The sequence below is a fragment of the Nocardiopsis halotolerans DSM 44410 genome, from assembly GCF_000341065.1.
GTDB lineage: Bacteria > Actinomycetota > Actinomycetes > Streptosporangiales > Streptosporangiaceae > Nocardiopsis > Nocardiopsis halotolerans.
On the sequence record NZ_ANAX01000086.1, the window covers coordinates 1 to 16,348 of the forward strand.

At 74.5% G+C, this 16,348-nt stretch carries 5 protein-coding genes; all 5 read right to left on the bottom strand.

Annotation, left to right across the window (positions count from 1 at the left end; translation table 11 throughout):
• The coding region (locus D455_RS0106865) for a lactonase family protein (protein WP_394296617.1) at positions 1-1,025 on the bottom strand (1,025 nt) is incomplete at its 3' end.
• A 129-nt stretch (positions 1,026-1,154) separates the two neighbouring features.
• A complete protein-coding gene (gene hrpA / locus D455_RS0106870) occupies positions 1,155-5,105 on the bottom strand; it encodes an ATP-dependent RNA helicase HrpA (protein WP_017570015.1) in 3,951 nt (1,316 codons plus the stop codon).
• Between the two features lie 378 nt (positions 5,106-5,483).
• Positions 5,484-8,390 (bottom strand): SDR family NAD(P)-dependent oxidoreductase, encoded by a 2,907-nt coding sequence (locus tag D455_RS35160; protein WP_241480188.1) that lies wholly within the window; start codon positions 8,388-8,390, stop codon positions 5,484-5,486.
• A complete protein-coding gene (locus D455_RS35165; protein WP_241480187.1) occupies positions 8,327-12,793 on the bottom strand; it encodes a type I polyketide synthase in 4,467 nt (1,488 codons plus the stop codon). The genes D455_RS35160 and D455_RS35165 overlap by 64 nt, the downstream gene beginning before the upstream one ends.
• A gap of 79 nt (positions 12,794-12,872) precedes the next feature.
• A partial coding sequence (locus D455_RS29515) for an SDR family NAD(P)-dependent oxidoreductase (protein WP_040684602.1) occupies positions 12,873-16,348 on the bottom strand: 3,476 nt, incomplete at its 5' end.

Sequence of the window (16,348 nt, forward strand, 5' to 3'; positions counted from 1 at the left end):
TGGCCGGTGTCGGACGGGACGCCGGTGTCGGGGTCGATGAGCAGGGAGGCCAGCGAGTCGCCGTTCTGCGCGGCCACGACCAGGTGGTCGGGTTCGTCGCGGTGGCCCCGCACCACGGTGAAGTTGCGCGGCCACGCGCCCCCGGCCGGGGTGTTGGCCAGGTGCTCCAGGCGCGCGCCTCCGTCGCGGACGGCGAGGGTGGCGACGGAGTCGGCGCCCCGGTTGGACACGTACACGTGGCCGCCGTGCGCGAGGATCTCGGCGGGGAAGTTCTCTCCCGCCGCATTCTCCCCGGTGGCGTCGACCGCGTCGAGGTGCTCGCCCGTGCCGGTGTCGGCGTCCCAGCGCACGACGTGCACCCGCGAGTCCAGTTCACCCGCGACGTAGAGGTACTCCCCCGCCGCGGCCATGTGCCGGGGGCCGGTTCCCGGGGGCAGCGCCACGGTGCCGACCCGCTCGCCGCTACGGAGGACGCGCAGCTCGTCGGTGCCCAGGTCGACCACCAGGACGTGGTGGTCGTCGGGGGCGGCGGCGCTGTGCGCGTGCGGTCCCTCCTGACGGTCGGCGACCGGGCCGCTCCCGGTGTTGGCGGACTCCGCCGCTCCGGTACCGAACGTGCCGTCCTCCGCGAGGCCGTACACGGCCGCCACGCCGTTGGCGTAGTTGGTCACCACCAGCTCGGAGCCGCGCGCGAGCACGTGACAGGGGGAGCCGCCGCCGGTCGGGGCCTGGCCCAGTTCGGTGAGCGCCGCCTGACCGTCGACCCGGAATGCGGTGACGGTGCCCTCGGCGCGCTCGTTGACCGCGTACACCGTGGGCGGGTCCTCGCGGAAGGCCAGGAAGGACGGTCCGGGGGTGCGGGCGGCCACGCCGCCGTCGGCCATCTCGCCGGTCATGGGGTCGAACCAGACCCGGTAGACGCCCGCGCCCTCCCCAGGCGGGTCGGAGTCGGGGGTGTAGGTGCCCACCAGCAGGAGTCGCTTGCCGTCCACCGAGTCGCCCACCAGGATCCTCGTTTCCCTCACGCGTACGTAACCAGTGGTCTACACCACTGGGCGCATGCTACATGCCGGGGTGGGACCGGAACGGCCACAGGCCCCCGTTCGCGGTCCGCCGAGGGCGACGGGAGGCGCGGGGCGCCGCNCGGCAGGGGCCTACCTGCGGTTCGCCGCCTTCACGGCCTCGACGGCCTTCATGATGCGCTTGTCCGAGACCGGGTAGGCCGTGCGCAGCTCCTGCGCGAACAGGCTGATGCGGTACTCCTCCAGCATCCAGCGCAGCTCCGCCACGTCCGGGTCGGCAGCACGGCCCGGCCCCAGACCCCCGCGGAGCTTGGCCACGGCCTGGCGCATCTGCTCCACCTTGGCCATGTTCACCTGGTCGCGGCGCGGGTTCTCCGGCAGCTTGTCCAGGCGGTACTCCACCCCGCGCAGGTAACGGTGCACGTCGTCCAGGCGGCCCAGGCCGGTGCGGGTGACGAACCCGTCCCCGACCAGGTCGCCGAGCTGGCCCTGCACGTCGTTGAGCGAGGGGAGCACGGCCAGGGACGTGGTCCCCTTGACCTTCTTGGACACCTTGCGCCACAGCACCAGCACGCGGGCGGCCTTGTCGAGGATCTCGGCGAGGGTGTCACCGAGGTCGGCGCGCACCCGCTCGGAGAGCTTGTGGAAGTCCTCGCCGTTCCACACCGGGCCGCCCTCGCGGGCCAGCAGGTGGTCGACGGCGGCCGACTCGGCGTCGGCGAGCATCTTCCTGACGGAACCGTGCGGGTTGTCGGCCAGGGCGAGCTTGTCCGGGTTGTTCAGGCCCTTGCTCACCACGTGCGCCACGGACGGCACGGTGAGCAGCAGCAGGCGCCGGGTACCCGCCCACATGGCGGCGCGCTGCTCGGGCTGGGTGTCGAAGATGCGGATCGCGACGCTCTCGCCCTCGTCCACCAGCGCCGGGTAACCCTTGACCTTGGGTCCGAGCGCCTTGCGCTCCAGGGTCTGCTCCAGCGGACCGAAGTCCCAGGAGGTCAGCCCCTTCTTCTCCACGCCCTTGGCCTCGGCCGAGATGGCCTCGCGCAGGCGCGGCTTGAGCTTGGCGCGCAGCTGCTCCAGGTCCTTGGACTCGGCCAGGGTGCGGTTCCGGCCGTCCACCGCGCGGAAGGTGATGCGCAGGTGGTCGGGCACCCGGTCCAACTGGAAGTCGGCGGGGGAGATCCGCTCACCGGCCATCTGGGTGAGCTCGGCGGCCAGCGCGCCGGTCAGCCGCCCCTCGTAGGGGACCAGACCGGACAGCGCACGCGCGGCGTTGTCCGGGACGGGGACGAAGTTGCGGCGCAGCGGCTTGGGCAGGGACCGGATGAGCGCGGTGACCAGTTCGCCGCGCAGCCCCGGGATCTGCCAGTCGAAGCCCTCCGACTCCACCTGGTTGAGGAACTTCAGCGGGATGTGCGCGGTGACGCCGTCGGAGTCGCTGCCCGGCTCGAACTGGTAGGTGAGGGCGAACGTGAACGCGCCCTGGCGCCACACGTCGGGGTAGTCGTCCTCGCTGATCGCCCCCGTGCCCTCGTTGATGAGCTCCTCGCGGGTGAAGTCGAGCAGCTTGGGGTCGGTCCGGCGGGCCTTCTTCCACCAGGAGTCGAAGTGCGCCGCCGAGACCACCGAGTCCGGAACGCGCGCGTCGTAGAACCGGAACAGCGTCTCGTCGTCCACGACGATGTCGCGGCGGCGGGCGCGGTGTTCGAGGTCCTCCACCTCGTCCAGGAGCTTGCGGTTGTCGTGGAAGAAGTGGTGGCGGGTGTCCCAGTCGCCCTCGACCAGGGCACGGCGGATGAACAGCTCACGGGACAGCTCGGGGTCGATCCTCCCGTAGGAGACCTTGCGCTGCACGACGATGGGCACGCCGTAGAGGGTGACGCGTTCGAAGGCCATGACGGCGCCGCGCTTGCGCTCCCAGTGGGGTTCGCTGTAGTTGCGCTTGACGATGTCCCCGGCCAGCTCCTCGGCCCACTCCGGTTCGATCCTGGCCACCATGCGGCCCCAGAGCTTGGAGGTCTCCACCAGCTCGGCGGCCATCACGTAACGGGGCTGCTTCTTGAACAGCGCCGACCCCGGGAAGATCGCGAAGCGGGCGCCGCGACCGCCGAGGTACTCGTGTTTGTCGGGGTCCTTGAGGCCGACGTGCGACAGCAGTCCGGCCAGCAGCGACATGTGCACGCCGCGGGGGTCGGCGGCCTCCTCGCGCGGGTGCGGCACCTCCACGCCCATGGTGCGCAGGACCTGCCTGAGCTGGCCGTGGATGTCCTGCCACTCGCGTACGCGCAGGTAGTTCAGGTACTCCTCGCGGCACAGCCTGCGGAACTGGTTGCCGGACAGCTCCCGCTGCTTCTCGCGCAGGTGGTTCCACAGGTTGAGGTAGGCCAGGAAGTCCGACTCCTTGTCGGTGAACCTGGTGTGCGCCTGCTGGGCCTGCTGCTGCTTGTCGGCGGGGCGCTCGCGCGGGTCCTGGATGGACAGGGCCGCGGTGATGACCAGGACCTCGCCCAGGCAGTCGCGTTTCTCCGCCTCCAGGACCATCCGGCCCAGGCGGGGGTCGATGGGCAGTTGGGCCAGGCGGCGCCCGCTCGGGGTGAGTCTGCGCCTGTTACCCGAGGCGTCCGGGTGCAGGGCGCCAAGCTCGGTGAGCAGGTTGACGCCGTCCTTGATCTGGCGGTGGTCGGGGCCGTCCACGAACGGGAAGGCGGCGACGTCGCCCAGGCCCAGGGCGGCCATCTGGAGGATGACCGAGGCCAGGTTGGTGCGCAGGATCTCGGGGTCGGTGTACTCGGGGCGGGAGAGGAAGTCCTCCTCCGAGTACAGCCGGATACAGATGCCCTCCGAGACACGCCCGCAGCGGCCCTTGCGCTGGTTGGCGGAGGCCTGGGAGACGGCCTCGATGGGCAGGCGCTGCACCTTGGTGCGGTGGGAGTAGCGGGAGATGCGCGCGGTACCGGGGTCGATGACGTACTTGATGCCCGGGACGGTCAGGGAGGTCTCGGCGACGTTGGTGGCCAGGACGACGCGGCGCCCGCTGTGCGAGCTCCACACGCGTCTCTGCTCGGCCGTCGACAGGCGGGCGTAGAGCGGCAGGACCTCGGTGTTCGGGAGCTTCTTCTTCTCCAGGGCCTCGGCGGTGTCGCGGATCTCGCGTTCCCCGCTGAGGAAGACCAGGACGTCGCCGGGGGCCTCGCGGCCGAGCTCGTCGACGGCGTCGAGGATGGCCTGGGTCTGGTCGCGGTCGGTGCCGCCGCCCGGGTTCTTCTCCTCGGGGTCGAGGATCTCCTCGGAGATGGGCCGGTAGCGGACCTCGACCGGGTAGGTGCGGCCGGAGACCTCGACGATGGGGGCGTCGTCGAAGTGGCGGGAGAAACGCTCGGGGTCGATGGTGGCCGAGGTGATGACGACCTTGAGGTCGGGGCGCTTGGGCAGCAGCTGTTTGAGGTAGCCGAGCAGGAAGTCGATGTTGAGGCTGCGCTCGTGGGCCTCGTCGATGATGAGCGTGTCGTACTGGCGCAGCATGCGGTCGTGCTGGATCTCGGCGAGCAGGATGCCGTCGGTCATCAGCTTGACCAGGGTGCTGTCGCTGGAGGAGTCGGTGAAGCGGACCTTGTAGCCGACCGTCTCGCCCAGCGGGGTGCCGATCTCGTCGGCGATGCGCTCGGCCACCGTGCGGGCGGCCAGCCTCCGGGGCTGGGTGTGGCCGATGGTGCCCATGACGCCGCGGCCCAGCTCCATGCAGATCTTGGGCAGCTGGGTGGTCTTGCCCGAACCGGTCTCACCGGCGACGATGACGACCTGGTGGTCGCGGATGGCCTCGGCGATGTCGTCGCGGCGGGCGCTGACCGGCAGGGACTCGGGGTAGGTGAGCTCCGGCACGGCCTCGCGGCGCACGTCCACGCGCAGGGCTGCCTCGTCGATGTCCCGGGCGATCTGGGTGGTGACCGAGGCGCGGCGGCGCTCGTCACGGATCTTGGCCAGTCCGTCGATACGCCGACGGAGCCGGTGGCGGTCCGAGGGCATGAGGTCGCGCAGCCGGGAACGCAGGGTCTCCGCGGCGGGCGCGGGCGTGGTGGTGCTCATCAGTAGTCAAGGGTAGTCAGGGGCGGCAACAGGTTTTCGCCACGGGGACGCGCACACGGCGCGCGGGGGCGGACGTCGGGTGCCGCGGGGACGTACCGGTCAACGCCCGCCTGGACCGTTTTTGTTCCTGTTCCTCCGTCCCCGTGGTGCACCTGGAGCGGGCGCGGTGGACGGGCCCACGGGTCCACGGCCTTCTTCGGGTCGCCACGGCCTGTTCCGGGGCGGGAGCCGCCACGTCCTTCCGGAACCTCCCCACCGTGCGCGCCAGTCGACCAGTCAGCCCGGTGCGGGTCCGCGCGGTGGGGGCGCGGAGCGGAACGGGAGGTCTCCCCGCCCGCCGCGGAACGCGGTTCCTCGGCGGGCGGGGAGACCGTCGGCTCAGCCCCGGTTCAGGACTCGGCCGGTCAGGCGGCGCACCAGCGAGCGCCCCGTCCGTGCCCGCGTGAACCCGGCGACGGCCTCCTCCACGGCCGCGGCCGTGCTCTCGGCGTGCTGCTCCAACATGGTGAGGTGGTCGCCCGGGACCTCGGCCCTGCCGTGCTGACCGGGCCACTCCCACCTCGTCTCCAACACCTCGCCCGACGGGGTCCGGACGGGGTCCACCGGGCTGACCTGCGTGACCGGAACCGGGGGCGGACCGGGCCGCCAGTCGGCGAACAGCCCGAGGTAGCCGCCCATGGCGGTCAGCCGCGCCGTGTCGAGGAGCTCGAACTCACTGGCGCGCGCCATCACCGACTCCGTGACGATCGGCAGCGAGGCGGCGATGAGGGGCAGCACCCCCGACTCACCCGGGAGCGGCGTGTCCAGCAGCACCAGCCCCGCGGGCGCGCGCCCGCGGCGGTGCAGCTCCTCGGCGACGGCGTACGCCGCCCAACCGCCCGACGACCGCCCCACCAGCACGAACGGAGCTCCGTCCGCGGCCCGGAGCGCGGCGTCCGCCTGGCCGTTGACGAAGACCCCGAGGTCGGCGGGCAGCCGCTCCTCGGCGAGGAACCCCGGAGCGGGCAGGACGTGGACCCTCCGCCGTCCCCGCAGCCCCGCAGCGAACCGGGAGAACTCCTGTGCGCCCGAGGTCATGACCAGGGACGGGAAGCAGACCAGGGCCGGTTCCTCGGTGCCCTCGGACAGCCGTACCGGCTCGACCGGCCACGTGTCCTCCACGGTGGTCACCGCCCGGCCCCGGGACGCGGCCCGGACCATCGCGATCGCGTCCTCCGGCCGCCCGTCCGCGCACGTGTCACGGAACAGTGTGACCATCCCGTCCGTCGGCTGCTCGTGCCCGGCCGGCTTCGCCGGGACCCCGGCGGTGTCTCCGGCCTTCTCGCCGCCCATCCGCTCGTCCAGGTGGGCGGCCAGCAGCGCCGGGGTCCGGTGCTCGAACACCACGGGGGCGGGCAGACGCAGCCCGGTGACCTCGCGCAGGTGGTTGCGGAGCTCGACCAGCGTGAGGGAGTCGAACCCCGTCTCCAGGAAGTCCTGGTCCGACTCCATGCGGTGGCCCGAGGGGTGACCGAGGATCTCGGCGGCGCGCGTCCCGATCACCTCCTCCAGCAGGGCGCGGCGCTCGGCACCGGCACCGGCGGCCCGCAGACGCGTGCCCGTCCCGGGGCCGGTGTCGGCGTCCCGTTTCTCCCCCACCCGCACGAGCCCGCGCAGCAGGTGCGGGACGTCCTCGGGCGAGGCCGCGCGCGTCCGCAGACCGGCCAGGTCCATCGGGACGGGGAACAGCAGGGCCTGACCGGTGTCCGCGGCGGCGTCCATGAGCGCGCACCCCTCGTCGGCGCTGATGGCCTCCACGCCCCAGGTCCGGGCCATGCGGGAGGTCTCGACGTCGCCCAGGCGGGCGGTCGCCGCGCTCGTGTCGGCCCACCGGCCCCAGGCCAGGGACTGCGCGGGCAGCCCCAGGGAACGGCGGTGGTGGGCGAGGGCGTCCAGGAAGGAGTTGGCCGCCGCGTACCCCGCCTGACCCGCCGAGCCGAACACCCCGGCCCCCGAGGAGAACAGCACGAAGGCGTCCAGGTCGCGGTCGGCGGTGGCCAGGTGCAGGTTCCACGCGCCGTCGACCTTGGGGCGCAGGACCCGCTCCAGGGCCTCGGCGCCGAGCCGGGTGACGGTGGCGTCGTCGACCACGCCCGCGGAGTGGAACACGGCGGTGAGGGGGTGCTCGTCGGGCACCGTGTCCAGGAGCGCGCGTACCGCCTCGGGGTCGGCGACGTCACAGGCGGCGACGGTCACGTGTGCGCCCAGGGCGCCCAGTTCGGCCGCGAGTTCGGCGCTGCCGGGGGCGTCGGCGCCCCGGCGTCCGACCAGCAGCAGACGGGTGGCGCCGTGCCGGACGACCAGGTGGCGGGCGACGAGGGCGCCGATCGTGCCCGCGCCGCCGGTGACCAGGACGGTGCCTCCGGGGCGCAGCCGCGTGCTCATGTCCAGGACGAGCTTGCCGACGTTGCGCCCCTGTTGCATGAGGCGGAAGGCGTCGACCACCCGGTCCACGGGATACCGGGTGACCCGCATCCCGGGCACCTTCCCCGACTCCATGAGGGGCAGGACGGCGGCGAAGGCGCGGCGGATGCGTTCGGGGTCGTCGAAGGGCAGGGTGAACGGAAGGTAGCGGACACCGCCGTGGTCGGCCGCCACCCGCTCGGGGTCGCGGATCTCGTTGTGTCCCAGTTCGACGAAGCGGCCCGTGGGCGCCATCAGACGCAGGGAGGCGTCGATCGCCTCGCCGGTGAGGGAGTTGATGACGACGTCCACGGGCGGGGAGCTCGCACGGAAGCGCTCCTCGAAGTCGAGGCGGCGCGAGTGCGCCAAATGCTCCTCCCCGATCCCCTGTTCCCGCAGCAGGTCCCACTTCTCCGGGCTCGCGGTCGCCAGCACGTTGACGCCCATGTGTCGGGCCAGGTGCAGGGCCGCCTGGCCCACGCCCCCGGCCGCCGAGTGGATGAGCAGCGTCTCGCCGGGGCGGAGTCCGGCCTCCTCCAGGGCGAGGTGGACGGTCAGGTAGACGGCGGGCACGGAGGCCGCCGAGGCGTAGTCCCACTCCGGCGGGATCTGGGCCACGAGGCCGCGCCGGGTGACGGAGACCGGGCCGAACGCGCCGGGGAGGATGCCCATCACCCGGTCGCCCGGGGCGAGGTCGTCCACGTCCGGTCCGACCTCCAGGACCACGCCCGCGCCCTCGTTGCCGATGTTGCCGGGCCCCGCGTACATGCCCAGGGAGATCAGGACGTCGCGGAAGTTGATTCCGGCGGCGCGGACCGCGACGCGGATCTCGTCGGGCTCCAGGGGACGGCGCTGGTCGGGCTCGGGGACGGGGGCGAGTCCGTCGACCCTGCCCGGGTCGCGCGCGTCCAGCCGCCAGTCCGTGCGGCGCTGCGGCAGGGGGGGGGCGGGNGGACGTCGCGTTCCGGCCGGGCCACGGCCAGGCGGGGGGCGTACAGGCGGCCGTCGCGGACGGCCACACGCGGCTCCCCCGTCGCGACCGCGGCCGCGATGAGGGAGGTGTCGAGCCGGTCGGCGTCCAGGAGGAGGAAGCGCCCGGGGTTCTCGGTCTCCGCGGAGGCGAGGAGGCCCCACACGGCGGCCCCGGACAGGTCCACGGGCCTGGGCTCAGCGGTCCCGGCGGTGTCGACGGGCAGGCGTACCGCGCCGCTGGTGACGACGGCGATCCGGGTCTCGCCCAGGCGTTCGTCGTCCACCCACGCGCGCAGGAGGGCCAGGGCGCGGTGGAGTGCGGCGCGGACCTGCTTGGGCGCGTCGCCGTCACCGCCGCCCGCGGACACGATGAGGAGCTCCGGGACGGGCGCGCCCGCGTTCAGCGCGGCCTCCAAGGCGTCCGTGTCGGGGTGCCGTGTCACGCCCTCGGGGCCCTCGGCGCCGACGGCCGCCCACGTTTCGGGGCGGGACGCCCGTGCGCCGTTCCCGTCCGCGGGCACGGCCAGTTCCGTCCAGTCCTGCTGGAAGAGGGCGGGCGGCTCCGTGGTGACCGGGGCGTCGCGCACGGTCAGGCTGTCGATCGACAGGACCGGCGTGCCGTCGGTGTCCGTGTGGACCACAGACCACGTGTCGTGGCCGGTCCTGGTGACGCGGGTCCGCAACCGTGAGGGCGCGGAGGTCGAGTGGAGGCGGACGCCCCGCCAGGCGAACGGCATCGGGGAGCGCCGCTCACCGCTGCCTTCGAGGTGGTGCAGCAGCAGCGCGTGCAGCCCGGCGTCGGTCAGCGCGGGGTGGGGACCCGCCATGCCGGAGGCGTCGTTCGGCACGGTGTCGAGTTCGGCCTCGCCGACCACCCCGGCGTCGTCCTCCCAGGCCGCGCGCAGCCCCTGGAAGGCCGGTCCGTAGCCGTAGCCGAGCGCGGAGAAGCGCGCGTAGGCGCCCTCCACGGGCAGCGGCACCGCGTCCGCGCCGGGGTCGCCGACGGGGAGCGGACCCTCGCCCGTCTTCGGGGAGAGTTCCCCCTCGGCGTGCAGGGTCCACGTGTCCTCACCGGCGGGGAGCGACAGAACGCGCACGGCGCGGGCGCCGCCGTCGTCGGGGGCGCCGACCACGACCTGGATCCGGAGCCCCTCACCGCCCTCACCCCGCGGGATCTCCACCGGTGCCCGCAGCGTGAGGTCGGCGATCTCGGGGACCTCGCACTCGCGCCCCGCGTGGAGCAGGAGTTCCACCATGGCGGTGCCCGGGAGCAGGGCCCGGTCGTCGAGGGCGTGCTCGGTGAGCCAGGGGTGCCGCGCGGCGTCGAGCAGGCCGGTGAACACCGTCTGCCCGGTGTCGGCGACGGGGACGCGCGCGCCCAGGAGCGGGTGCCCGGCGTCCCGCACTCCCAGCGAGGAGGGGTCCGCGGAGGTCCGGGGGCTGGGCAGCCAGTAGCGGCGGAGCTGGAACGGGTACGTGGGAAGCTCCACGGGCGCCCGGCCGGTGCCGGTGCCCCCGATCACCCGTTCCCAGTCGACGACGATCCCATGGCAGTGGGCCTCGGCCAGGGCGGTCACGAACCGCGCGGACCCGTCCGCGTCCCGCCGCAGAGTGCCGATGACCGGACGCTCGTAGCCGACGGACTCCAGGGTCTCCTCCATCATCGGCGTCAGCACCTGGTGCGGCCCGACCTCGACGAACGCGCCGCTCCTGCGGGCGAGCCCGGCGATCACCGGGGCGATGACCACGGGGTGGCGCAGGTTCCGGTACCAGTACTCCGGGTCGAGCAGGGCGCCGTCCACCGGGACGAGGTCCGGCACGGACTCCGGCGACCACTCGGGGGTGGTCGCGACCGTGGAGTAGAACGGGATGTCGCCCGTACGCGGCCGGACCCCCGCCAGGTCGTCCAGAAGCCGGTCCCTGACCCGGTCGACGGGGAACGCGTGCGAGCAGTAGTCGACGCCGAAGTCCCGCGCCCGTACACCGTCGCGTTCGCAGGCGGCGACGAACTCCGTGACCGCGCCGCGGTCGCCCGACACGATCGTCGCGTCGGGGCCGTTCACCCCGGCCACGACGACCTGGCCCTTCCAGGGCGCGATGAGCTCCGCCAGGTGGTCGGGACCGACCCTGACCGCGGCCATACCGCCGTACCCGGCCAGGTCCTGGAAGACCCGGCTGCGGAGCGCGATGATCCGGGCGCCGTCCTCCAGCGACAGCGCGCCCGCCACGCACGCCGCGGCGACCTCGCCCTGGGAGTGCCCCACCACGGCGGCGGGCTCCACCCCGGCGGCGCGCCACAGCCGTGCCAGCGACACCATGACCGCCCACAGCGCCGGTTGCGCCACGTCCACGCGGGCGTCCGGGCCCGCCACCTCCGGGGCCCCGGGGTCGCCGCGCAGAGCCGCCTCCAGGGACCAGTCGGTGAACGGGGCCAGCGCCTCCCCGCACTCGGCCACCGCGTCCGCGAACACCCGCGACGAGGCGAGCAGGTCCCGGGCCATCCCGGGCCACTGTCCTCCGTGTCCCGGGAACACGAACACGGGCTGGACGGTCCGTCCGGTGCGGTCGGCCGTGCCGGTGGTGACGCCCTCGGCGCGCTGGTCGTCGGCCAGCGCGCGCAGGCCCTCCATGAGTTCCGTGTGGTCGGAGCCGACGACCGCGGCCCGGCGGGGGAATGCGGTCCGGGTGGTGGCGAGCGCCCGGGCGACCCCGGCCACGTCCGGGGCGTCGGCGCCCTCCAGGTGTGCGCGCAGGCGCGCGGCCTGCTCCGCCAGGGCCGGTCCGGTGCGCGCGGACAGGATCCACGGCCGCGGCCCCTCCACCAGGGGGCGGGGGCCGGCCTCCTCCCTCTCGGGGGCCCGTCCGGAGACCTGCTCGGCGGTCTCCTCCGGAACCTCCTCGGGGGCCTCCTCCACGATCACGTGCGCGTTGGTCCCGCTGACTCCGAACGAGGCGACCCCGGCCCGGCGCACCCGTTCGCCCCGCTCCCACCGGCGCGGCTCGGACAGCACCCGCAGGCGCCCCGACGACCAGTCCACGTGCGGTGTGGGGTCGTCGGCGTGCAGGGTCCGCGGCAGCATCCCGCGCTGGAGGGAGAGCACCATCTTCATGACGCCGGCCACCCCCGCGGCGGCCTGGGTGTGACCGATGTTGGACTTCAGCGACCCCAGGCCCACCGTTCCGGCGCCCTGCCCCGGTCGGAACACGTCCATCAGGGCCTGGGCCTCGATCGGGTCGCCCAGTTCGGTTCCCGTTCCGTGCGCCTCCACGGCGTCGATGTCCCCGGCGGACAGACCGGCGTCGGCCAGCGCCGCGCGCGCCACCCGCACCTGCGCCGGGCCGCTGGGGGCCGTCAGCCCGTTGGACGCGCCGTCCTGGTTGGTCGCGCTCCCCCGGATCACCGCCAGCACGCGGCGCCCGTGGCGGCGGGCGTCGGAGAGCCGTTCCAGGACCACCGCGCCCGCGCCCTCGGAGAACCCCGCGCCGTCCGCGTCCGCGCCGAAGGCCTTGCAGCGGCCGTCGGCGGCGAGTCCGCCCTGCCTGCCGAGCTCCGTGAACAGCGACGGCCCCGCCATCACCGTGGCGCCGCCCGCCAGCGCGAGGGAGCACTCTCCCCGGCGCAGGGCGCGGACGGCCAGGTGCACGGCCACCAGCGAGGAGGAGCAGGCCGTGTCCACCGTCAGCGCGGGCCCCTCCAGCCCCAGCGTGTAGGCCACCCTCCCGGAGGCGACGCTCGTGGCGGTCCCCGTCATCAGGTACCCCTCGGCCTCCTCCGGCATGGGGAGCGCGCCGGAGGTCGGCCCCCCGCCGTAGTCCCGGGCGCTGATCCCCGTGAACACCCCGGTCGGGCTGCCCGCGAGGGAGGAGGGGTCGATGCCCGCGCGTTCGATCGCCTCCCAGGACACGTGGAGCATGAGGCGCTGCTGCGGGTCCATGGCCGCCGCCTCACGCGGCGAGATCCCGAAGAACTCCGCGTCGAAGCCCGCCACGTCGTCCAGGAACCCGCCCCAGCGCCTCGACCCCAGCCGGTCCGCCAGGGCGTCCAGGTCCCATCCCCGGTCGGTGGGCGGGTCGCCGATCGCGTCCACGCCGTCCTCCAGCAGGCGCCACAGCGCCTCCGGGGAGTCCGCTCCCCCCGGCAGCCGGCATCCCATGCCCACGATCGCGATCGGCTCGGAGTCGCGTGAACGCAGGTCGTCCAGTTCGGCGCGCGTACGGCGCAGATCGGCGGTCACCCGTCTGAGGTAGTCGAGGAGCTGGGCGTCTTCCGTCATGGTGTTGCCTCACCGTTTCACGTTGTCCACGAGCCCGGGGCCAGGCGTGGAAGGGGGCGGGGGAGCGCGGAGGTGTGGGTCAGTCGCGCAGGGCGTCGTCGATGAACGCGAACAGCTCTTCCCTGCTCGCGGACTCCAGGTCCTGGTCCTGGGACTCCGCGTCGGAACCCCGTGGGGACAGCCGGTCGAGCAGTCCCCGCAGCCGCCGGGCGACGGCCTCGCGGTCCAGGTCGGTGCCCTCGTGCTCGGCCAGGGCCGCCTCGATGCCGTCGATCCGCGTCATCACGATCTGTTCGGTGTCGCCGAACAGCCGCTCCTCCAGGTGGTGGGCGAGCGCCGCGCACGTCGGATGGGAGAAGGCCAGCCCCGAGGGCAGCCGCAGCCCCGTGAGCGTGGAGAGCCGGTTGCGCAGTTCGACGGCGGCCACCGAGTCCATGCCCAGGTCCTTCAGGCCGCGGTCGACGTCGAGCACGTCACCGGAGGGATAGCCGAGGATGGCGGCCACGTGCTCGCACACGTGATCGGTGAGGGCCCTCCGGCGTTCGGCCCGACCGAGTCCGGACAGCCGTGCCTCCAGGCCGCCCGCGGCGGCGTCGCCGGGTCCGGCGGCCTCCGCGGTGCCGGCGAGGCCGAGGTCGCCGATGAGCGGACTCGGCCGGTTCGCGGTGAACGCGGTACGGAACCGCGGCCAGTCGACGTCGGCGATCGCGAGCGCGGTCAGGTCCCGGTCGAGTGCCTGACCGAACGCCGTGACGGCGTCCTCCGGGTCCATACCCGGCAGCCCGTGGCGGCTCAGGAGGGCGGCGACCGACTCGTCCTCGGCCATGCCCCCGCCCGACCAGGCGCCCCACGCCACCGACGTGGCGGGGAGCCCGAGGGCGCGGCGGTGGTGCGCGAACGCCTCGCAGAAGGCGTTGCCCGGCGCGTAGTTGCCCTGGCCGGTCACCCCGAACACGGCGGAGACCGACGAGAACAGCACGAACGCCGACAGGTCCAGATCCCGCGTGAGGTCGTGCAGGTGCACGGCTCCGTCGGCCTTGGCGCCCAGCGCGCGGACCACCTGGTCGGGGGTGAGCGCGTCGATCGCGCCGTCGTCCAGGGAGGCCGCCGTGTGCACGACCGCGCGGAGCGGGTGCTCCTCGGGGACGGCCTCCAGGACCTCGGCCAGCGCGGACCGGTCGGCGACGTCGCACGCGGCGAACGTCACCCGGGCGCCCGCCGCCCGCAGTTCGGCCTCCAGTTCCGCGGCCCCGGGCGCCGCCGCGCCGCGGCGGCTCACCAGGAGCAGGTGGTCGGCGCCGCGCCGGGCGAGCCAGCGCGCGGTGTGCGCGCCCAGCGCCCCGGTTCCGCCCGTGACCAGGACGGTTCCGGAGGGCTCCCAGCGGCGGACCGCCCGGACGCGGCTCAGCGGTGTCCGCGCGAGTCGGCGGGCGAGGACGCGTTCACCGCGGATCGCGAGCTGGTCCTCGCCTCCGGCGCGCTCGCCCGCCAGGACCGAGGCCAGCGCCTCCCCGGCCCCCGGGGTGTCCGTGGAGGGCAGGTCGACGAGCCCACCCCAGCGGTCGGTGTGCTCCTGGGCGGCGACCCGCCCGAAGCCCCACACGAGCGCCGACCGGGGGTCGGTCAGATCGGCCCCGGCCGTGACCGCTCCCCGCGTCACGCACCACAGGGGCGCGGAAACCCCGGCGTCCCCCAGGGCCTGCGTGAGCAGGACGGTGTGCCGGTGCCCTGCGGCGTCGGTGGGCCGGGGTGGGACGTCCTCCGCCCGGGCCCCGGTCAGCGCGGACACCGAGAGGACCCCGGTGATCCGCCGTGCGCCCTGGGCGGCCTTCCCGACGAGGTCCGCCATGGCGGCGCGGTCGACGTCGGGGGGCACGTCCACCGTCCGGACGCGGTGGCCCCGCGCGTCCAGTGCCGCGACACAGGCGGCGACGGCCGGATCCGTCGGACCGGAGCCGAACAGCAGCCAGGTCCCGGGGGACGCGGGCCGTCGTTCGCCCGCCGCGACGGGGACCCACTCCTCCCCGTAGGACCAGTCGTCCCCGGGAACGGTCTGCCCGCGGGCGTCGGCGGCGGACGGGGCGGCGCCGACGGCGGACCCGTCGCCTCCGCCCAGGCGCCAGAAGCGCTGGTGCCGGAAGGCGTAGGTGGGCAGGTCGACGACACCGCGCCGACCGCCGTACACCCGCTCCCAGTCGGGGGTGACGCCGTGCGCGTGGGCCTCGGCCAGGGAGGTCATGAACCGGCGCGTGCCGCCCTCCCCCCGGCGGAGCGTGCCCAGGACCACGGTGTCCCGCGCCGCCGCGTCCTCGGCGGTCTCCTGAAGTGCGGTGGAGAGCACGGGATGCGGTCCGACCTCGACGAACACGTCGTACCCGTCGTGGAGGAGTGCGCGGGTCGCCCCTTCGAACCCGACCGTGCTGGAGAGGTTGCGATACCAGTACGCGGCGTCCGTCTCCGCGGATTCCAGCCGGCCGCCCGTGAGGGTGGAGTACATGGGGATGTCGGGCCGTCTCGGGGCGATGCCCTCCAACGACGTCGTGACGCGCTCGCGCAGGCGCTCCACGTGGGGCGTGTGCGACGCGTAGTCCACGGCGACCATCCGCGCGTGGACGCCCTCGGCCTCGTACCGCGCGACCAGGTCGCGCACGGCCTCGGCCGCGCCCGCCACGACCGTGGCCGCCGGGCTGTTGACGACCGCCACGTGGACGTCCCCGCCCAGCGCGGCGAGGCGTTCGCGGACCCGGGACGCGGGTTGGGCGACCGAGGCCATCGCCCCGGTGCCCGACAGCTCCAGGACGGCCCGGCTGCGCAGCGCCACGACCTTCGCGGCGTCCTCCAGGGACAGCGCCCCGGCCACGCAGGCGGCGGCGATCTCGCCCTGGGAGTGGCCGACGACGGCCTCGGGGCGCACACCGTGGGCACGCCACAGTTCGGCCAGGGAGACCATCACGGCCCACAGCACCGGCTGGACCACGTCCACGCGCTCCAGCGCCGCCGGATCCCCCTCCCTCAGCACGGTGGTCGGCGACCAGTCCACGTACGGGGCCAGCGCCCTCTCGCACTCGGCCATCCGCCGGGCGAAGACCGGTGAGGCGTCCAGCAGCTCCACCGCCATGCCCTCCCACTGGCCGCCCTGGCCGGGGAAGACGAACACGGGTCGACGGTCGCCCCGGGCCACGCCGAGCACCGCGTCGGTGCTGGGTCGCCCCTCGGCCAGGGCGTCCAGGGCGTCCAGGTACCCCTCCCGGCCGTCGGCGACGACGACGGCCCGGTGTTCCAGCGCGGAGCGGGTGGTGGCCAGCGACCAGCCGACGTCCGCGGGGTCGACCTCCGGCCGGTCCCGCAGGTGGTCGCGCAGCCGTGCCGCCTGTCCGCGCAGGGCCGCCCCGTCACGCGCCGAGAGCGCCCAGGGCGGGGGCCCGGCCGGGCGGCCGGAGCCCGGCGCCTCCCCGGAGACGTCCCGGGGTTCCTCCTCGGGCGCCTGTTCGACGATGACGTGGGCGTTGGTCCCGCTCATCCCGAACGAGGACACGGCGGCCCGCCGGGGACGGT

Coding starts and splice junctions, on each gene's coding strand:
- hrpA (WP_017570015.1), bottom strand. CDS start 5,105: ATGAGCACCACCACGCCCGCGCCCGCCGCGGAGACCCTGCGTTCCCGG.